19 protein-coding genes are annotated in these 18291 nt (G+C 69.9%); 7 read left to right on the forward strand and 12 right to left on the reverse strand.

Annotated elements, in window-relative coordinates; translation table 11 throughout:
* Positions 1-93 precede the first annotated feature (93 nt).
* The 6 genes from AC07OD_RS04915 (at position 94) to AC07OD_RS04940 (ending at position 6059) form a co-directional block, all read left to right on the forward strand.
* The gene (locus AC07OD_RS04915; RefSeq protein WP_494595420.1) at positions 94-888 is read left to right on the forward strand and encodes an ABC transporter permease; all 795 of its coding nucleotides are present in this window, start codon (positions 94-96) and stop codon (positions 886-888) included.
* A gap of 15 nt (positions 889-903) precedes the next feature.
* A complete protein-coding gene (locus AC07OD_RS04920; protein ID WP_494595422.1) occupies positions 904-1230 on the forward strand; it encodes a (2Fe-2S)-binding protein in 327 nt (108 codons plus the stop codon).
* Complete coding sequence (locus tag AC07OD_RS04925; protein ID WP_494595424.1) at positions 1227-2633, forward strand: FAD/NAD(P)-dependent oxidoreductase; 1407 nt, start codon at positions 1227-1229, stop codon at positions 2631-2633. The genes AC07OD_RS04920 and AC07OD_RS04925 overlap by 4 nt, the downstream gene beginning before the upstream one ends.
* A complete protein-coding gene (locus AC07OD_RS04930) occupies positions 2630-3811 on the forward strand; it encodes an NAD(P)/FAD-dependent oxidoreductase (protein ID WP_369643027.1) in 1182 nt (393 codons plus the stop codon). Before AC07OD_RS04925 ends, AC07OD_RS04930 begins: the two co-directional genes overlap by 4 nt.
* Before the next feature lie 46 nt (positions 3812-3857).
* Positions 3858-4931 (forward strand): ABC transporter substrate-binding protein, encoded by a 1074-nt coding sequence (locus AC07OD_RS04935; protein WP_218295638.1) that lies wholly within the window; start codon positions 3858-3860, stop codon positions 4929-4931.
* A 153-nt stretch (positions 4932-5084) separates the two neighbouring features.
* A complete protein-coding gene (locus AC07OD_RS04940; RefSeq protein ID WP_369643028.1) occupies positions 5085-6059 on the forward strand; it encodes a c-type cytochrome in 975 nt (324 codons plus the stop codon).
* Positions 6060-6143: 84 nt separating this feature from the next.
* Here the strand turns inward: AC07OD_RS04940 and AC07OD_RS04945 are convergent, their stop codons facing one another.
* The 11 genes from AC07OD_RS04945 to AC07OD_RS04995 form a co-directional block, all read right to left on the reverse strand.
* The gene (locus AC07OD_RS04945; protein ID WP_369643029.1) at positions 6144-6887 is read right to left on the reverse strand and encodes a cupredoxin domain-containing protein; all 744 of its coding nucleotides are present in this window, start codon (positions 6885-6887) and stop codon (positions 6144-6146) included.
* A gap of 4 nt (positions 6888-6891) precedes the next feature.
* Positions 6892-7353, reverse strand: a complete 462-nt coding sequence (locus AC07OD_RS04950) for a group I truncated hemoglobin (RefSeq protein ID WP_494595598.1) — start codon at positions 7351-7353, stop codon at positions 6892-6894.
* Positions 7354-7375: 22 nt separating this feature from the next.
* Positions 7376-8311 (reverse strand): DUF3034 family protein, encoded by a 936-nt coding sequence (locus AC07OD_RS04955; protein WP_494595426.1) that lies wholly within the window; start codon positions 8309-8311, stop codon positions 7376-7378.
* Positions 8312-8453: 142 nt separating this feature from the next.
* The gene (locus tag AC07OD_RS04960; protein WP_218295642.1) at positions 8454-9245 is read right to left on the reverse strand and encodes an anti-sigma factor; all 792 of its coding nucleotides are present in this window, start codon (positions 9243-9245) and stop codon (positions 8454-8456) included.
* A 15-nt stretch (positions 9246-9260) separates the two neighbouring features.
* Positions 9261-9836 (reverse strand): sigma-70 family RNA polymerase sigma factor, encoded by a 576-nt coding sequence (locus AC07OD_RS04965; protein WP_218340070.1) that lies wholly within the window; start codon positions 9834-9836, stop codon positions 9261-9263.
* A gap of 162 nt (positions 9837-9998) precedes the next feature.
* The gene (locus AC07OD_RS04970; protein ID WP_494595428.1) at positions 9999-10949 is read right to left on the reverse strand and encodes a DMT family transporter; all 951 of its coding nucleotides are present in this window, start codon (positions 10947-10949) and stop codon (positions 9999-10001) included.
* A gap of 122 nt (positions 10950-11071) precedes the next feature.
* Entirely contained in the window at positions 11072-12064 is a 993-nt protein-coding gene (locus AC07OD_RS04975) for a Bug family tripartite tricarboxylate transporter substrate binding protein (protein WP_494595430.1), read from the reverse strand.
* Positions 12065-12134: 70 nt separating this feature from the next.
* A complete protein-coding gene (locus tag AC07OD_RS04980; RefSeq protein WP_494595431.1) occupies positions 12135-13001 on the reverse strand; it encodes an SDR family NAD(P)-dependent oxidoreductase in 867 nt (288 codons plus the stop codon).
* Between the two features lie 40 nt (positions 13002-13041).
* On the reverse strand, positions 13042-13866 hold the full coding sequence (locus tag AC07OD_RS04985) for a hypothetical protein (RefSeq protein WP_492807433.1): 825 nt from the start codon (positions 13864-13866) through the stop codon (positions 13042-13044).
* Positions 13863-14666 (reverse strand): citryl-CoA lyase, encoded by an 804-nt coding sequence (locus AC07OD_RS04990; protein ID WP_218340067.1) that lies wholly within the window; start codon positions 14664-14666, stop codon positions 13863-13865. Before AC07OD_RS04990 ends, AC07OD_RS04985 begins: the two co-directional genes overlap by 4 nt.
* Positions 14663-16189, reverse strand: a complete 1527-nt coding sequence (locus AC07OD_RS04995; RefSeq protein WP_494595433.1) for a class I adenylate-forming enzyme family protein — start codon at positions 16187-16189, stop codon at positions 14663-14665. The genes AC07OD_RS04990 and AC07OD_RS04995 overlap by 4 nt, the downstream gene beginning before the upstream one ends.
* 136 nt (positions 16190-16325) lie before the next feature.
* Here AC07OD_RS04995 and AC07OD_RS05000 point away from each other — a divergent pair, with 136 nt between their 5' ends.
* Positions 16326-17069: an IclR family transcriptional regulator gene (locus AC07OD_RS05000; protein ID WP_369643036.1), complete on the forward strand. Its 744-nt coding sequence runs from the start codon at positions 16326-16328 to the stop codon at positions 17067-17069.
* A 39-nt stretch (positions 17070-17108) separates the two neighbouring features.
* Here the strand turns inward: AC07OD_RS05000 and AC07OD_RS05005 are convergent, their stop codons facing one another.
* Complete coding sequence (locus AC07OD_RS05005) at positions 17109-18272, reverse strand: alpha-hydroxy acid oxidase (RefSeq protein ID WP_492253657.1); 1164 nt, start codon at positions 18270-18272, stop codon at positions 17109-17111.
* Positions 18273-18291: the final 19 nt, after the last annotated feature.

Genomic DNA, 18291 nt, shown 5'->3' on the forward strand with positions numbered 1-18291 from the left:
ATGACCACCCCCACGCTCCATCACTTCGTGTATTCGCTGCCCCCCAAGGGGGCGCAGGCCTCCCTTGGGGCGGCCCGGCGGGAGTCCTGATCCATGCAAAAAAACGGCCCCATCGCCCTCGCGTTCAACGCGCTCGTCATCTCCTTCATGCTGGCCCCGCTTCTGGTGGTGTGCATCGTCGCCTTCACGCCGCACAACACGCTGACGCTGCCCACCACTGAGTTCTCGCTGCGCTGGTTCAAGGCGGTGTTCGACCACCCGGACTTCATGCAGTCGTTCTGGAACAGCCTGTGGCTGGCCCTGGCGTCGGCCACGCTGGCCACGGTGCTGGCAGTGCCCGCGGGCATTGCGATCACGCGCTACGACTTTCCCGGGCGCGGCTTTCTCAACGGCCTGTTTTTGTCGCCATTGATCATTCCGCACCTGGTGCTGGGCGTGGCCCTGCTGCGCCTGTTCGCGCTGATCGGCGGCACGGGCAGCTTTGGCTGGCTGGTGGTGGCGCACGCGCTCATCGTCACGCCGTACACGCTGCGCCTGGTGGTGGCGGCGCTGGTGGGGTTCGACCGCAGCGCGGAGCACGCAGCCCTGTCGCTGGGCGCCAGCCAGGCCACGGTGTTCACGCGCATCACGCTGCCCATGATTTTGCCGGGCGTGACGGGCGGGTGGATGCTGGCCTTCATCAACAGCTTTGACGAAGTGACCATGTCGATCTTCGTCACCTCGCCCAGCACGGTGACGCTGCCGGTGCGCATGTACATGTACGCCACCGAATCCATCGACCCGCTGATGGCGGCCGTGTCGGCGCTGATGGTGGCCGTGACGGCGTGCGCCATGGTGCTGCTGGACCGTGTGTATGGACTGGACCGCGTCCTCGTGGGCCGGAAGTAGATGAGCACCGAAAACATGAGTTCCAGCCCTGCCTTGCTGCACCGCGTGGCCGAGAAGAGCCGTGCGCCCGTGCACTTCACCATCAACGGCCAATCCGCCACCGCTCTTCAGGGCGATACGGTGCTGACGGCCATCCTCACGCAGCATGCGCAACTGCGCCGCAACGAGTTCAGCCACGAGCCGCGCGCGGGCTTCTGTTTGATGGGTGCCTGCCAGGACTGCTGGGTGCTGACCGACAGCGGCGAGCGCCTGCGCGCCTGCAGCACCTTCGTCACACCCGGCATGGCGCTGCGCACCGAGCCCGTGGATGCCGAGGTTTTTGCGCGCGGAGGCCAGCCATGACGGCGGCGCCCCCTTTGCAACCCGTGATCGTGGGCGCGGGCCCGGCCGGCATCCGCGCCGCGCAGACGCTGGCGGCCCACGGCGTGTGCCCTGTGCTGATCGACGAAGCCGCGCGCGGCGGCGGGCAGATCTACCGCCGCCCGCCTGCCCACTTCAAGCGCACCCCCGCCACGCTGTACGGCACCGAGGCCGCGCGTGCCACCGCATTGCACGGCACGCTGGACGGCCTGCACGCACAGATCGACTACCAGCCCGACAGCCTGGTGTGGAACGCACAGGGCGGCCTGCTGGATGTGTTGCACGGCCCCACGCAGACCACGCGCACCGTGCCCTACGGCCAGCTCATCGTGGCCAGCGGCGCCACCGACCGCGTGCTGCCCGTGCCGGGCTGGACGCTGCCGGGTGTCTACACGCTGGGCGGCGCGCAGGTGGCGCTCAAGTTCCAGGGCTGCGCCATCGGCAGCCGTGTGGTGCTGATGGGCACGGGCCCGCTGCTGTACCTGGTGGCCTACCAGTACGCCAAGGCCGGCGCCATGGTCGCTGCGGTGCTCGACACCGCGCGCTTTGCCGACCAGCTGGCCGCCGTGCCCGCCATGCTCACGCAGCCTGCGGTGTTCGCCAAGGGCGTCTACTACGTGGGCTGGCTGCGCGCGCACGGCGTGCCCATCCACAGCGGCATCCGCCCCGTGCGCGTGCTGGGCGACGGCCGCGTGGCGGGCGTGGTGTGGGCCGATGGTGCCGGGCGCGAACACACGCTCAGCTGCGACGCCGTGGGTTTTGGCTACGCGCTGCGCTCCGAAACACAGCTGGCCGACCTGCTGGGCTGCCGCTTTGCCTGGGCACCGATGCACCGCGCCCACCTACCCGAGCGCGATGCCGCGGGCCGCAGCAGCGTGCGAGGCGTGTACCTGGCGGGCGACGGCGCGGGCATCCTGGGCGCCGACGCGGCCGAGTGGGCCGGCGAGCTGGCCGCGCTGGCGCTGCTGCAGGACCACGGGACGGCCGTGGATGCGGCGCGCATGCAGGCGCTGCAGGGGCAGCTTCACCGCCTGATGCGGTTTCGCCAGGGGCTGGAACGCGCCTTTCCCTTCCCCACCGACTGGGCCGCGCACGCGCCCGACGCGCTGGTGGTGTGCCGCTGCGAGAACATCACGGCCGGCGATCTGCGCGCCTGCGTGCGCGAGACCGGTGCCGATGAAATGAACCGCCTGAAGGCGCTCACCCGCGTGGGCATGGGCCGCTGCCAGGGCCGCAGCTGTGGCGTGGCAGCGGCCGAGATCCTGGCGCAGGCCACCGGCCAGCCCGTGGAGCGGGTGGGCCGGCTGCGCGGGCAGGCGCCGATCAAACCGGTACCGATCCACCTGCAGGCACGGCAGGCCACGGACGCGGGAGCCAGCGCATGAGCAGCAGCACGCCTCGAACCATCAAGACCGACGTCGCCATCGTGGGCGGCGGCATCGTGGGTGCATCGGCCGCGCTGGCCCTGCGCCGCCAGGGCGTGGACGTGGTGCTGCTGGAGCGCGACCTGTGCGGCTCGCGCTCGAGCGGCGTGAACTACGGCGGCGTGCGCCGCCAGGGGCGGCCGTTGAGCCAGTTGCCGCTCGCGCAGCGCGCGCACGAGATCTGGGCGCGGCTGCCCGCGCTCATCGGCACCGACGGCGAGTACCAGCGCACCGGGCACTTCAAGATCGCGCGCAGCGAGGCGGACATGGCCGCGCTGGAGCACTACGCCCACCTGAGCCGGGACTTCGACCTGGGCATCGAGCTGATCAGCGGCGAGCGCCTGCGGGCGCAGTGCCCCTGGCTGGGCGGCAAGGCGGTGGGCGGCTCGCTGTGCGTGGACGATGGGCAGGCCAACCCGCGCCTGGTGTCGCCCGCGTTCGCGCTGGCAGCCCAACGCGCCGGCGCGCAGATCTTCGAGCGCTCGCCGCTCACACGCATCGAACACGACGGCCGGCAGTTGTTCACGCTGCACTCGGGCACGGCACTGGAGGTCAGTGCCCCGGTGGTGCTCAACTGCGCGGGTGCCTGGGCCGGTGCGATGGCGGAGCAGTTTGGCGAACCGGTGCCGCTGCGCTCCGGCCACCCCGCGATGATGGTCACCGAGCCCCTGCCCTATTTCATGCAATGGAGCCTGGGCGTGGAAGGCGGCGGCATCTACTGCCGCCAGGTGGCGCGCGGCAACCTGGTGCTGGGCGGCGGGTCGGGCTTCTGGCTCGACGGCGACCGCGCGCGCTCGGAGCGCAGTGCCATCGCGTCGCTCACCGTGCAGGCGGTCGAGCTGCTGCCCGCGCTGAAACACGCGCACTTCATCCGCACCTGGAGCGGCACCGAGGGCTACCTGCCCGACCGCCAGCCCGTGCTGTGCAAGAGCCGCACCACGCCCGGCCTGATCCACGGCTTCGGCTTTGCGGGCGCGGGCTTTCAGATCGGCCCCGCCGTGGGCGAAGTGCTGGCCGAACTGGCGCGCGACGGGCACACCAGCACGCCGATCGACGCGTTTTCCCTGGCTCGCTTTGACACGCCGCCAGCGCCCGCCGCGGGCGCCACGCCCACAACAACCACAGCGCAGGCCCACTGAGCCCGCCGACCTCTCCCCACCCCCTCCCACCCGAAAGGCAATCACCATGAACTTCGCTTTCCGCCCGAACGTTTCCCTGCGCCGCGGCCTGCTGGCTGCGGCCGCTGCCACGGCCCTGGCCGCCAGCGGCGCAGCCGTGGCACAGACCCCCAAGACGCTGTACATCGGCATGAACGGCGGCACCATGGAGAAGGCGTACACCCAGTACGTGTTCCCGGCATTCGAGAAGCTGCACGGCGTGAAGGTCGTGGTGGTGCCGGGCACGTCCTCGGACATATTGGCCAAGGCCCAGGCCAACAAGGACAAGCCGCAGATGCACGTGATGTTCCTAGATGACGGCATCATGGTGCGCGCCATGGGCATGGGCCTGTGCGAGAAGCAGCGCCCCAACCCGCACCTGAACGACATATACCCGGCCGCCCGCTTCAAGGACGACCTGGCCAGCGGCGTGAGCCTGGGCATGACCGGCATCGCCTACAACACCAAGATGTTCACCGAAAAGGGCTGGGCTGCGCCCACCTCGTGGATGGACTTTGCGGACCCCAAGTACAAGGGCAAGGTGGTGTTCCAGTCCATGCCGTCGTCGTCGTTCGGGCTGCACGGCTTCCTGATGTTCAACCGCATCCAGGGCGGCAACGACAAGAACGTGGAACCGGGCTTCAACAACTGGGCCAAGACCATCGGCCCCAATGTGCTCGAATACATCCCGAGCTCGGCCAAGATCTCCGAGATGGTGCAGACCGGCGAGGCCGCGCTGTTCCCGCTCACGCCCACGGCCGTGGCCGCGCTCAAGTCCAAGGGCATTCCCGTGGAATACGCACAGCCCAAGGAGGGCTCGGTGGTGCTGATGACCGGCCAGTGCGTGATCGCCAGGAACAGCGAGCCCGAGCTGGCGCAGAAGCTGGCCGAGTTCCTGCTGAGCCCGCTGGCGCAGGCCAACGTGCTGCAGTTCGGCGCGCAGATCCCCACCAACCCCAAGGCCCCGGCCGTGGGCGAAGGCGCGGCGCAAGTGGCGCAGATCAGCCAGTGGATGAAGAACGCCGTGACGCTGGACTGGGACAGCGTGAACGCCAACCGCCCGGCCTGGAACACGCGCTGGAACAAAACCATCGAGCGCTGAACCTTCGCGGCCCCCCACACCGGCGGGCCGTTTGTGACAAATGTCACCGGCCCCGCCACGCCTTGCGGCGGCGGGTGGCACAAACCGCTTCTTCGAATTCAGAATCCGGCGCCTGGACACGCCAATCATTCATTCGAAGAAGAGGGACCCCCCATGAAACGCTGGATCAAATGGACCGCCGGCGGCGCGCTGCTGCTGAGCGCCATCGTTGCCGCCACGGCGGCCAGCGGCCTGTATCTGGCCGAGCAAAAGCGCAACCGCTACATCGACATCAAGCCCCGGCCCGTGGCCTACACCACCGATGCGCAGACCATCGAGCGCGGGCGCTACCTGTATGCATCGCGCGGCTGCACCGACTGCCACGGCGCGCAGGGCACGGGCCGCGAATTCGTCAACGACGGCAAGGGCACGCGCATCATCGGGCCCAACATCACGCCCGCCGGCGTGGTGGCGCGCTACCAGCCCGAGGACTGGAACAGCGTGATCCGCCATGGCGTGAAGCCCAACGGCCGCCCCGTGCTGGTGATGCCCAGCGAGGACTACAACCGCTTCACCAACGACGACCTGAATGCCCTGGTGTCGTATGTGCGCCAGCTCAAGCCCCAGGAGGGCACGCAGGCGGTGGTGGAGCTGCCCCGCCCCGCCTGGGTGCTGTACGGCCTGGGCGCCATCCCCGACGCGGCGGCGCGCATCGACCACCAGCTCGCTCCGTCACGCCCCGTGCCAGCCGGCGTGACACTGGCCAACGGCCAGTACGTGGCCAACATGTGCATCGGCTGCCACGGCGCCACGCTGGAGGGCGGCAAGATTCCGGGCGGACCGCCCGACTGGCCCGCTGCCGCCGACATCCGCCCCGGCGCCGACAGCGCCCTGGCGCGCTACCCCACGGCGGCGAGCTTCGTAGCCATGCTGCGCACCGGCAAACGGCCGGACGGCACGCCCATCCAGGTCATGCCGTTCGAGTCGCTGGGCCAGCTCAGCGATGTGGATGCACAGGCGCTCTACCTGTACCTCAATGCCCCCGCCGGGAGCGTGAAGGTGGACAACGTGGGCGCGCCGGCCGCGGGCAACAAGAGCAGCGCCAACACCATTCCCTCGGGACCGGGCGGCCTGAAGCTGCCGGGCTGAGGAAGCGAAGGGCCGGCACGGCCCACGGGGCGCCGGCCTGCCCGCTGGCCCGCCATCCGGTGGACCACCCGCCGTGGTGGCGGGTCAGCTGCCGGGGTGCAGGTGGGCGCCGCCCGCGGGCGCCTGGCTGTACGAACCCATGGGGCCTCCCGGGGGCGCGGCGGGCGGGGCGCGGCGCACGCGCGGCACCACGCTGAGCTGCACGGTGTCGAGCACCGGGCCGGGCGCCACGTTCAGGGCCTTGCGCGGCAGGTCCACCAGCTGCTCCGCATGCCATACGCGGACCTGGGCGGCACCTTCGGGCACGGCGGGAAAGCGGGCAATGCCGTCGCCGTCGGTCTTGAGGGCCCAGGCCGAATCGGTCACGAACACATGGCCGCGCATGGAGCCGTGCAGATGGCAGCCCAGCAGCACCACGCCGGGCGTGTCGAGCTTCACGTCGGCGAAGTTGGAGGGCTTGCCATCGGTCTTGCCCGCCAGGCGCAGCTCGAAGCCGGGGTTGGTGCCGCCCGGCGCCGCGGCGGCCGCGACCGTGGCGGGGTTGCCGCGCACATGGTGGTCCCACCGGTCCTGGTTGGTGAAGCGCACGGTGGTGCCGGGGGCCACCACCGTCAAGGCGGGCACGAAGCGCATCTTCTCCTGTTCGATGGTGGGGCTGGCCTGCAGCAGGCTCGGGGGCGTGCCGGCCGTGGCGCCGGGGTACACCACCACCACCGCATCGGGCACGGGCCGGCCCTCGCGGTCCAGCACCTGGATTTGAACATTTCCGGCGCTAGCGCTTACCCATAAAGCGCTGATAGCTATCAAAATAATAGTATTTTTCATCATGGCGTCAGTGGATGGTGATCACGTCCCGGTGCATGGGTGCGAGCAGGGCCAGCAACCGGTTTTGCTGGGCGAAGGGTATGCCCTGGGCATCCATGGCGCTTTGCAGCACCTCCACGAGGGCATGGAAGTGGCCCTTGTGGATGTCCATGTCGGCATGGGCCGATTTCATGTCAGCGCCTTCATATTTGCAAGGCCCCCCGCTGAGCTGGCAGACCTGGTCGGTCAGGCTTTCCTTGAGGGCCTGGGGCTTCGCCTCCTTGAAGTGGCCGCCGATGCGCGGGTCTCTCACGACACGGTCCACGAAGTCGTCCATGAGGCGGGTGATGCCGGGCTTTTCGCCCAGCGCCTGGTACAGGCCCGCGGGCGCCGCCGGGGAGGTGGCCGGGGCAGGCTGCGACAGGGCAGCTGGAGCCCACAGGCAGGCGGCGGCCAGGGCCAGGGCAGAGAAGGTGTTGCGTTTGATCATCATGGGGGTCTCCGAAGCGGGCTCAGAAAGCGACCTGGGCCGACAGGTAGTAGCCCGTCTGGCGGCGGTTGTTGGTGATGCCCGGCACGATGCGCCCCAGGTCCACATACGCCAGCGTGAGCGACACGTTCTTGGTGGGTGCCCAGGCGATGAAGATGTCCTTCCAGTCGTCCTCGCGCAGCGCGGCGCCCAGGCCGGCCGCCGCCCCCAGCGCCTGCAGGTTGTTGGGCTTGAAGCGGTACTCGGCGCCGACCGCCAGGTTCTTGCTCAGCAGGTAGGCCATCGAGAACTCGGGCTGCAGGCTGCGGCTGTTCCTGCCCGGCGCGGCCGAGCCAAAGCCCAGCAGGCCGTTCTGGTTGGCATTGGTGTAGCGCAGGGTGCCGTTGACGAGCAGGCTCTGCGCCAGCAGCAGCTTGGTGGCGCTCACATACACATCGGTGCCGCTGGTTCTTGTACCGAGGAAGTCGAGCACCGACCGGATGGAGCCCGCGTGCGTGCGCTTGTGCTCCAGGCCCACGGCGATCTGCGGCATGAGGCTGTCGGCATCCAGCACGGCATCGCCCGCCACCTTCACCTTGATGCCCACCACATCCATCCGGATGTGCTGGCCGGGCGCCACGCCAAAGGGCGCGATGCCGTTGAGCGCCAGCGCAGGCGAGGCATCAAGATCCTGCCGGGCCAGCGACAGCTCCACCCGGTCGTGCAGGCCCAGCGCCACGCCATAGCCCGTGAGGCCGTAGTCCTGCGTGGCCGCTCGCGTGGCGTAGCCGCTGAAGCCGGTCTCGCCCGCCGTGGCGTTCGTGCCGATCACGGCCCAGGGCGTGAGCCCGCCGCCGGCCGACCCGCCGATGCTGCTGACGCCGCCGGTGAGCAGCAGCTTGCCCGTCCCGGCCTGGGCCAGCCCGGCGGCGCCCATCGCCAGTGCCGCGAGCAGCGTGCAGTGAAGCCTGTATTCCATCGTGATCTCTCCCAAAGGGCGGTGTCGCGGTTGTAAGTGGATGTTGCTCCCAACTTACGAACCCCGGCACCCGGTGGATTCAAAAACGACAGATAAATTTTTTTTGACGGGCGCCTGCGCCAGCCCTCCACCCCGGCGCCCCTTACAGCATGCGCTCGATCAGCGCGCCCTTGAACAGCACCGGCCCGGTAGGTCCGGTCGCGCTGGGCACGCCACCCTTGGGCTCCAGGCTGATCGCCAGGGCTGGCACCTGCTTCACATCGGCCTCGCCCGCCACCAGGGTGAGCAGCCTGTCCTGCCCCAGCACCCCCAGCGAACGCGGCCCGCCCGAGGGCGGCAGCGCCCACAGCTGCAGCGACTTGTCGGCCCCTTCCTGGAAGCCGCCCACGCGCTGCAGCACCAGCTGGTTGTTCCTGGGGTCGAAGGTGACCAGCATCGACGCGGCCTCCTTGTCGTCGGACAGCACGGCCACGTACTGGATCTGCGGCGCGGCCTGCAGTTGCTGCTGCAGCGTGGCAATCTGCCGGCCCGACGTGGCCTTGAGCGCGCCGTGCACCTGCACGCCGATCGCCACCGCCGCCACGGTGGCCAGCGCGCCGGCGGCGGCCGCGCCGCGCCACACCAAGAGGCTGTGCCACCAGCCGCCGCCCGGCACCCGGTCCGCGGGCCGATGGGCGGCCTGCAGGGCCCGCGCGGCCTTGTCCGCCTCGACCAGGTTGTGGATGCGGGTCCAGACATGCGAGGACGGCTCGGCCAGTTCCTGCAGTTCGGTCAGGCCGGACCAGCGGCCTTGCCACACCAGCGCGGCAGCCCGCACGGGGGCCTGCTCGCGGGCCAGGGTTTCGAAGCGGCGGCGCGCGCCGCCCCGCAGCGTGCCCAGCGCATAGCTGGCCGCCAGGCGGTCCAGCAGTTCGGGGTGTCGGGAAAGGTTCATGGGGAGGTTCCTGGCTCAGGCATAGCGTGCCATGCAGGCGCGCAGCTGTTCCAGCCCGCGCCGGATCCAGGTCTTGACGGTGCCCAGCGGCAGCTTGAGCTGCTCGGCCAGCTCGCCGTGGCTCAGGTCGCGCAGGTAGGCCAGGCTCACCACCTCGCGCTGCCGCGTCTCCAGCTTGCCCAGGCATTGGTGCAACGCGAAGGCCTGCTCGCTCGCCTCGGTGGCGTCCATGGGGTTGGCGCCCTCGCCCGGCAGCGTTTCCGCCAGGGCATCGTCCAGTTCGTTCATGAGGTCCGCGCGGTCGCTGGTGCGCTTGCGCAGCGCATCGAGCGCGCGGCTGCGCACGATGAGCCCCAGCCACGCCATGGGCGGGCTGAGCGATGCACGGTAGCTGGCGGCCGACCGCCAGATGGTCAGGAACGACTCCTGCAGCACGTCCTCGGCCGCATCACGGTTGCGCACCACGCGCAGCGCCAGGCCAAAAAGCCGCGACGAGGTGCTCTCGTACAGGCTTTTCAGCGCGGTGTCGTCCTGCGCGGCGATGCGGTCGAGGAGGTCCATCAGTTCACGGTCTGTGTGGAGGGTGCTCATGCGCCCATTCTCTGGGATTGGTCTCTGTTCACGGTGCAATGGGATCTTCTGTGGGTGAATACGCCACAGCGGGCGCTTTGGATTCATCGCCCGGCCCGAAGAGTGCAGCGCGCGGCGGCCGCGTTCAAGCCGCCCCGGGCGGCGCTGCTGCGGCTGCGACCGCTACCACTGCGCGCAGACCCCCACGAGCCCCGCCACCACCAGCGCCAGCCCCACGCCCTCGGTGCGCGTCAGGCTCTCGCGGAACACGCGGCGCGAGACGAGGTAGCTGAAAAGCACCTCCACCAGGCCCAGCGTGCGCACGTCGGACGCGGGCCGCATGGCGTAGGCCGTGAACCACGCGATGGACGCGACCGCGCCCATCGATCCCGCCACCACCGACATGCGCCAGGCCCGCGCGATGGCGCCCGCCACGCCGGGCTGGCGTGCCAGCAGCCAGCCGCCCAGCACCACCGACTGCAGCAGCTGCGCCCAGAACACGCCCCAGGCACCGGCCACCCAGGGCGCCACGCCCGCATTGGCCTCTGCCAGCGCCAGCGACGCACCGCGAAATCCCACGCTGGCCAGCGCGAAGCAGGCGCCCGATGCCAGCCCGTAGACCACGAGCCGGCCGCTGCCCTGGCCGTCCACGGCCCCTGGCCCCGCGCGCAGCGCGCGCCAGCCGCCCGGCGGCAGCGACAGCAGCACCACGCCCACCGTGGCCGCCGCCATGGCGCCCAGCGCCAGCGGGCCCGGCAGTTCGTGCAGCAGCACGGCCGAGAACAGGGCCACCTGCAGCACCTCGGTCTTGGAATACGCCACGGCGAGCACGAAGTTGCGCTCCTTCATCGCCAGCAGCAGGAAGGCCGTGGCCCCCACCTGCGTGAGCGCGCCCATGGCAAGCCACGCGGCATACATCCCGTTGAACTGAGGAATGCCGCCCGCCCCTGCCCAGGTCAGCCCCGCCACCCAGGCCGTGGCCAGCGGCAGGCCGTACAGAAAGCGCACCAGCGTGGCCGCCAGCGTGCCCAGCCCGGCGGTGAGCGAGCGCTGCGCCGCGTTGCGCGCGGTCTGTGCCAATGCGGCCCACAGCGTCAGCGGTATCCACGCCCAGGCGATCCAGGAAAGAGTCATGCAGGGGTTATAGCGGCCCCATGGCGCGCCGCCCGACGCCAATGGGCAATGCGGCCATGCAGGGGCGCGAGGGCGCGGTGCGCCCCCACGTCAGCGGCCCGGTCAGTCAGACGGCCAGACGGTCAGTCCGCCGTGATGTGGCTGGTCTCGGCCACCTTCTTCCACTTCACGATGTCGTCGGCAATGATCTTGGCGAAGGCCGCGGGCGTGTCCTCGACCGTGATGGCACCGGCGGCGGCGAACTTCTCCTGCACCATCGGCGTGCGCAGCGCACGCACGATGGCGCCGTGCAGCTTCTCCAGCACATCGGCGGGCAGGCCGGCGGGCGCCAGCACGCCGTTCCAGAAGCCTTCGTTGGCGCTCTTGAGGCCCAGCTCCGCGAAGGTGGGCACCTCGGGCAATTCCTTCAGGCGCCGGGGCGTGGCCAGGGCCATGGGCACCAGGTTGCCGGCCTTGATATGCGGCATGGACGATGCGAGCGTGTCGTAGATCATCTCGACCTGGCCGCCGATCACATCATTGAGCGCCGGGCCCGTGCCCCGGTAGGGAACATGCACCACGCGCAGGCCGCTGAGCGACTTGTAGTACTCCATCGCCATGTGGGTGGCGCCGCCGTTGCCCGAGGAGGCATACGAATACTTGCCGGGCGACTGGCCCACGAGCTTGGCGAACTCCGCATAGTTCTTGGCGGGGAAGCTCTTGTTGATGGCCAGCACCCCCGGCACCGACAGGATGCGGGTGATGGGCGTGAAGCTCTTGAGCGCATCGAAGCTCAGGTTCTTGTACACCGCCGAATTCGTGCCGTTGGTGCTGGTGGTGCCCAGCAGCAGCGTGTAGCCGTCGGCCTTGGATTCGGCCACGAAGCGCGCGCCCACCGAGCCGCCCGCGCCCGCCTTGTTCTCCACGATCACCGGCTGGCCCAGTTCCTTGGACAAGGCGTCGGCCAGCACGCGGCCACTGATGTCCGACGTGCCGCCCGGCGGAAACGGCACCACCAGCTTGACGGGTTTGTCAGGGAAGGCGCCCTGCGCGGCGGCGGGCAGCGCCGCCGCGGCCCCCAGCAGTGCCAGTGCGACGCCAGCGGCCGTGCGGCGGTTCATTCGGTGCTTGTTCATGGGTGTTGTCTCCTGCGAATGTGGGAATGAAAAAATCAATGGAACTTTGAAACGCTGGAACGTGAAGGGCCTACTTGCCCGTGCAGCCCTTGCCGCCATCCACCGGAATGCACACGCCCGTCACGTAGCGCGCCTCGTCGCTCGCCAGGAACAGCGCCGTGTAGGCCACGTCCCAGGCCTGGCCCATGCGGCCCATGGGGCTGGCGGCGTTGCGGGTGCGCAGCATCTCCTCGGTGCTGGCGAACTGGCCGGCGATCTGCTGGTGGATGAGCGGTGTGTCGATGACGCCCGGCAGCACCGCGTTGGCGCGGATGCCCTGGGCCGCGTACTGCACGGCCAGCGCCCGCGTGAAGTGGTTGAGCCCGGCCTTGGCCGCGTAGTACGGCATGTACGGGTAGCTGTTGATCTGCTGCGAGGCCAGCGACGAGATGTTGACGATGGCGCCGCGCCCCTGCGCCAGCATCACCGGCACCACGTGCTTGCAGGTGAGGAACACGCCGGTCAGGTTGGTGTCGATCACCTGCTGCCAGGTGGCTTCGTCCATGTCGATCACGCTGCCCATGCGCGTGATGCCCACGTTGTTGTGAAGGATGTCGATGGCGCCAAAGCGCGCGTGCACGCGCCGCGCCACCTCGGCCACGGCGGCGGAGTCCGTGACGTCGGCGGCATAGGCCTCGGCGTCGAAGCCCTCGGCGTACAGCTGGGCACGGGTTTCCTCGGCCGCCTCGCGGCGGATGTCCACCACCGCCACGCGCGCGCCTTCGCGGGCGTAGACCATGGCGGCGGCCTTGCCGTTGCCCCAGCCGGGGCCAGCCGAACCGCCACCGAACACCAGCGCCACCTTGCCCGCCACACGGCCCCGGCCGGGCAGCGCATCGAGCGGCGGGAAGTACGCGGCCGACGTTGCCGGGCTGCTTGCATATGCTGTGGTCGCCATGAATGTCTCTTTCTTTGTGGGTTGTGCCGGGCCTTCAGCCTCAGTGCACGGCCGCCATGAGTTCGGCCCAGTCGCGTGCGCCCTGCCCTTCGCGCGCCCCCAGGGCATAGGCCGCCTGGTTCACGCGGCTGATCACGCCGGTCTCCCATGCGGAGCGGGCGTCGCCAATGCGCGCGCTGCTGGCAGCCACCGTGGCAGCCGGGATGCCCCGCGCATCGAGCGCCGGCAGGCGCGAGACGCCCGCGCCGTCGCAGCCGATGCCCGCATCGTTGTAGAGCGCGGCGAACACGGGCAGCTTGATGGCGGTCTCGAACCGGCCACCCAGCAAGCCGCCGTGCGAGGCGGTGATCACCACGCAGTCGCGGTCCTCCTCGGCCACCAGCGAGGCCGAGTCGATGAGCACGACTGTGCGGTGCCCATGCAGTCCCGGCAGCACCTTGCGCGCCTCGCCGGGCGAGGGTCCCGGGTCCACGGCCTGCAGGTCCGCAGCGGCCATGCACTGCGCGGCCTGCAGGGCGGGCATGCCCACGCGCACGCCCAGCTGCACGGCACGCGCGTTGGCGTACGAGACCAGGCCGCGCCGCGCGCAGTCGGCCCCGTCGCCGATGCGCGCCGAGCGGTGGTGGAGGGCGGCGCACGGCACGCCCAGGCTGTTGGCATGGTCCAGGCCCGCGATGCCCGCGCGCTCCAGCCCCACGCCCGCATCACACACTACCAGGCCGGCCACGCCCTCCTGCAGCGCCAGGTGCACCGCGAACACGCCGCCATGCGAGGCGGCGACGGCCACGCGGCCCCGCACGTCCTGCCCCATGCGGGTGACCGAATCGCAGACCAGGATGTCGCGCGAAGGGGTGGTGCCGGTCATTCGCCGCTCCGGTCCTTGTTGTGGCCCTCGCCCGTGCCACGGTAGGGCACCTCGTGGTCCACCAGGTCCCACACGAAACGGGCGGACGGAATGCGCTGCTCTTCCGCGATGTGCGCCACCAGCCCCGCCGCGCGCGAGATGACGGCAAAGCCGCGCATCATCGCCGGGGGCACGCCCAGCTCGCCCAGCAGCGTGCCCACCGCGCCCGTGGCGTTGATGGTGATGTGCTTGCCGAAGGCGCCATCCACCTCGCGCGAGAGGACCTCGATGGCCTGCAGGTAGCGCCCCTCGAAGCGCGGATGCTCGCGGCCGATGGCCAGCAGCCTGGCGGCGCGTGGGTCGTCCGGCTTGTGCATGTGCTGGCCGAAGCCGGGGATGGGCTTGCGCTCGGCGCGGTGGCGCTGCACCGTGGCGCGCGCCGCGGCCTCCACGCCTTCGGGCGCATCGATGATCTGGCGCAGCAGGATGGCCGAATTTTCCACCGTGCCCACGAACTGGCTGCCCACGGCCAGCAGGCCCGCGGCCACGCCGCTCTGGATGTTCTCGGGCGAGCTCATGTAGACCATGCGCGTGGCGATGGCGCTCGGCGTGAGGCCGTGTTCCATGATGGCGATGAGCGCGGCGTCCAGCACGCGCAGGTCGTCTGCGTCAGGCCGGCGGTTGAGGATCTGCGAGAACAGCACGTCGGTGAAGCCGCGCTGGCCCAGCACGTCCTCGGCCAGGTTGTCGCCCCGGTAGTGGATCGACGTTGCCGAGTGCGTGCACAGCTCGGTGTAGGGGCGTTCCACGGGCTTGTTCATGCGGGCTGCTCCTGGCGCACCAGGCGCGTGATGTCGGCCTTGAGCGTGACCTTGTGCACCTTGCCGGCCACGCTGCGCGGCAGGTCGGCGTAGAAGTGCACGGCCTTGGGGGTCTTCACGGAGCCCAGGTGCTCCTTGGCGAAGGCGATGAGCTCCTGCGCGCTCACCTGCGCGCCGGGCTTGAGCTGCACGGCCGCGTGCACGGCCTCGCCCCACTTGTCGTCCTCGATGCCAAACACGGCGGACTCGTGCACGGCGGGGTGCTGGTCGAGCACGCTCTCCACATCGATGGGGTAGACGTTGAAGCCGCCGGTGATGACCACCTCGCGCAGCCGGTCCTTGAGGAACAGGTAGCCGCGCTCGTCCACGTAGCCCCGGTCGCCCGTGTGCAGCCAGCCGTCCACGATGGTCTCGGCGGTCTTCTCCGGCATCTTCCAGTAGCCGTTCATGATGAGGTCGCCGCGCACCACGATCTCGCCCGCCTCGCCCGTGGGCAGCAGGGCGCCTTCCGGGCTCATGATGGCCATGTCGGTCACCAGGCCCTGGCGGCCCACGGAGCGCCAGTTGGCCTCGTCGGCGAAGTCTTCGGCGCGCATCACGCTGACCACCTGCGGCGCCTCGGTCTGGCCGTAGGTGGTCTCCAGCACGGGGCCGAAGCATTCGCGCACCACGCGGATCTTCTCGGGCGGCATGGGCGCGCCGCCGTAGATCAGGTGCCTGAGGCGGGGCAGCCGAAGGCGCTCGCCATGCGCCTCGGCCACCAGCATGTACAGCAGCGTGGGCGGCATGAAGCTGGTGGTGATGCCATCCTCGCGGAAGCTGCGCAGCAGCTCGGCCGGCTTGTTGCTGGCGGGCAGCACGTGGCAGCCGCCCTGCGCCAGGATGGGCAGCAGGTAGGTGGAGGTGCCGTGCGTGACGGGCGCCGAGATGAGGTAGCGGTCGTCCGCGTCGAAACCGAACGCCTGGATCTGGTTGACCAGCGTGGCCACCCACGCGCGGTAGGGCTGCATCACGCCCTTGGGCACGCCGGTGGAGCCGCCCGTGAACTTGATGGCCTGGGCCTCGTCGCGCGAGCGGCCGTGCGGCCGGGGCCGCTGGCCCGCGTGCGCAGCCTCGGCGGCCTGCAGCGTGGCGCGGGCTTCACCGCCCTCGCCCAGCGCCAGCACGGCCTTCACGCCGGCCAGGTCGAGCGTGCCCAGGTGCGCGGGCTCGGCCACCACGATGGTGGGTTCGGTGAACGCGATGATGCGGTTGAGCTCCGCCGCCGGGTTGCGCCAGTTCAGCGGCACCCACACCTTGCCCGCCGCCAGCACGGCCAGCAGCGCCACGACGTGGTCCACGGTGTTGCCGGCGCAGATGCCGACGCGCGAGCCGGGTTCGGCGTCCAGCTGCTGCAGCGCGCAGGCGGCGGCGTCCACGCGCGCGGCCAGCGCGGCATAGGTCAGCACCTGGCCGCCGCCGGCCAGGGCTTCCCGCTGCGGATACATCCGGGCAGCGCGGTAGAAGAAATCGATGGGGTACATGCAAACATTCCGCAATACGGACTTTTATTGTTAAATCGTCGTCAGTGAAATAAATTTCTCATTGAATTATTCCTTTGCACGGCCGGACGCCAAAGCAAATAAGTCCACAATATGGATTTACAGTGAATTTGATGACATGACCACCGTTCAAAGCCTGGACCGGGCCATCGGGCTGCTGCGGCTGATTTCCTCCGAGCACAAGTCCGGCGCCCGCCTGTCCACGCTGGTGGCGGCCAGCGGCCTGGCGCAGCCCACGGTGCACCGGCTGCTCAAGCAACTGGTCGAAGGCGGGCTGGTGATGCAGGACGCCCGGCGCCGCTACCGGCTGGGCCACTTCGCCTACGAACTCGGGCTGGTGGCGTCCACCCACTTCAATTTGCGCGACCAGTGCGCGCCCTTCCTCGCACGCATCAGCGCCGAGACGGGGGACACCGCCTTCCTGGTGGTGCGCAGCGGGGCGGATTCGTTCTGCCTGGACCGCCAGTCCGGCAGCTTTCCGATCCAGGTGCTGACCGTGGAAGTGGGCAAGCGCCGGCCCCTGGGCATTGGCGGCGGGGGGCTGGCGCTGCTGAGCTTCATGCCGCAGGACGAACTGCCCGAGGTGCTCGGCCGCATCGAGCCGCACCTGGCCACCTACGGGGGCCTCACGCGGCAGATCCTGCTGGACCTGATGGAAACCGCCCGTGCGCGGGGCTACGCCAGCATCACCAACTACGCCGTGGCGGGCGTGACCAGCATTGGCGTGCCCATCCGGGACCGGGGCGGCATGGTGGTCGGCGCCATCAGCGTGAGCGCCATGACGGCGCGCATGCAGCCGCGCGAGGACTTCGTGGTGCAGACCCTGCAGCGGGAGATCGCGGCGCTGCAGAAGACGCTGTAGGTCCTGCGCACCGGCCGGCCGCGGTTGCACGGGCCACGGTTAGACGGGGTAGGTGCCCGGCAGCAGGATGGACTGGTCCACCGTGTTGATGTTGGTGTGGCCGCAGAAGGCCATGGTGATGTCCAGCTCCTTCTGGATGATCTGCAGCGCGCGGGTCACCCCCGCCTCGCCGAAGGCACCCAGGCCGTAGAGGAAACTGCGCCCGATCAGCGTGCCCTGGGCGCCCAGCGCACGCGCCTTGAGCACGTCCTGCCCGCTGCGGATGCCGCCGTCCATCCACACCTCGATGTCCTTGCCTGCAGCGGCCGCGATGCCGGGCAGCGCGGCGATGGACGATGGCGCGCCGTCCAGCTGGCGGCCGCCGTGGTTGCTGACGATGAGCGCATCGGCGCCGCTGTCGACCGCCAGGCGGGCGTCCTCCGCGTCCATGATGCCCTTGAGGATCAGCTTGCCGCCCCAGCGCTTCTTGATCCACTCGACATCGCCCCAGTTGAGCTGCGGGTCGAACTGCTCGGCCGTCCAGGACGAGAGCGAGGACAGATCGCCCACGCCCTTGGCATGGCCCACGATGTTGCCAAACGAGCGGCGCGGGGTGCCCAGCATGCCCAGGCACCAGCGCGGCTTGGTCGCCAGGTTGATGAGGTTGGCGAGCGTGGGCTTGGGCGGCGCCGACAGTCCGTTCTTGATGTCCTTGTGGCGCTGGCCCAGGATCTGCAGGTCCAGCGTGAGCTGCAGCGCCGAGCAGTTGGCGGCCTTGGCGCGGTCGATCAGGCGCTCGATGAAGTCGCGGTCGCGCATCACGTACACCTGGAACCAGAACGGGTGGCGCCCCGTATGCTCGGCGATGTCCTCGAGGGAGCAGATGCTCATGGTCGAGAGCGTGAACGGGATGCCGAACGCCTTGGCCGCCTTCGCGCCCAGGATCTCGCCGTCGGCATGCTGCATGCCCGTGAGGCCCGTGGGCGCGATGGCCACCGGCATGGCCACGTCCTGCCCCACCATGGTGGTGCGCGTGCTGCGGCCTTCCATGTTCACGGCCACGCGCTGGCGCAGCTTGATGCGCTGGAAGTCGCTTTCGTTGGCGCGGTAGGTGCCCTCGGTGTACGAGCCTGAATCGGCGTAGTCATAGAACATGCGCGGCACGCGCCGCTGGGCGATGACACGCAGGTCTTCGATGCAGGTGATTTTGGACAAGTCAGGCACGCGGACGCTCCAGAAGGGG

The organism is Acidovorax sp. GW821-FHT10E03 (assembly GCF_059415205.1).

Coding starts and splice junctions, on each gene's coding strand:
- AC07OD_RS04915 (WP_494595420.1), top strand. CDS start 94: ATGCAAAAAAACGGCCCCATCGCCCTCGCGTTCAACGCGCTCGTCATC.
- AC07OD_RS04985 (WP_492807433.1), bottom strand. CDS start 13,866: ATGACCGGCACCACCCCTTCGCGCGACATCCTGGTCTGCGATTCGGTC.
- AC07OD_RS04920 (WP_494595422.1), top strand. CDS start 904: ATGAGTTCCAGCCCTGCCTTGCTGCACCGCGTGGCCGAGAAGAGCCGT.
- AC07OD_RS04925 (WP_494595424.1), top strand. CDS start 1,227: ATGACGGCGGCGCCCCCTTTGCAACCCGTGATCGTGGGCGCGGGCCCG.
- AC07OD_RS04935 (WP_218295638.1), top strand. CDS start 3,858: ATGAACTTCGCTTTCCGCCCGAACGTTTCCCTGCGCCGCGGCCTGCTG.
- AC07OD_RS04960 (WP_218295642.1), bottom strand. CDS start 9,245: ATGAACCTTTCCCGACACCCCGAACTGCTGGACCGCCTGGCGGCCAGC.
- AC07OD_RS04940 (WP_369643028.1), top strand. CDS start 5,085: ATGAAACGCTGGATCAAATGGACCGCCGGCGGCGCGCTGCTGCTGAGC.
- AC07OD_RS04995 (WP_494595433.1), bottom strand. CDS start 16,189: ATGTACCCCATCGATTTCTTCTACCGCGCTGCCCGGATGTATCCGCAG.
- AC07OD_RS04980 (WP_494595431.1), bottom strand. CDS start 13,001: ATGGCGACCACAGCATATGCAAGCAGCCCGGCAACGTCGGCCGCGTAC.
- AC07OD_RS04955 (WP_494595426.1), bottom strand. CDS start 8,311: ATGGAATACAGGCTTCACTGCACGCTGCTCGCGGCACTGGCGATGGGC.
- AC07OD_RS04990 (WP_218340067.1), bottom strand. CDS start 14,666: ATGAACAAGCCCGTGGAACGCCCCTACACCGAGCTGTGCACGCACTCG.
- AC07OD_RS04950 (WP_494595598.1), bottom strand. CDS start 7,353: ATGATCAAACGCAACACCTTCTCTGCCCTGGCCCTGGCCGCCGCCTGC.
- AC07OD_RS04930 (WP_369643027.1), top strand. CDS start 2,630: ATGAGCAGCAGCACGCCTCGAACCATCAAGACCGACGTCGCCATCGTG.
- AC07OD_RS04965 (WP_218340070.1), bottom strand. CDS start 9,836: ATGAGCACCCTCCACACAGACCGTGAACTGATGGACCTCCTCGACCGC.
- AC07OD_RS04945 (WP_369643029.1), bottom strand. CDS start 6,887: ATGATGAAAAATACTATTATTTTGATAGCTATCAGCGCTTTATGGGTA.
- AC07OD_RS04970 (WP_494595428.1), bottom strand. CDS start 10,949: ATGACTCTTTCCTGGATCGCCTGGGCGTGGATACCGCTGACGCTGTGG.
- AC07OD_RS05000 (WP_369643036.1), top strand. CDS start 16,326: ATGACCACCGTTCAAAGCCTGGACCGGGCCATCGGGCTGCTGCGGCTG.
- AC07OD_RS04975 (WP_494595430.1), bottom strand. CDS start 12,064: ATGAACAAGCACCGAATGAACCGCCGCACGGCCGCTGGCGTCGCACTG.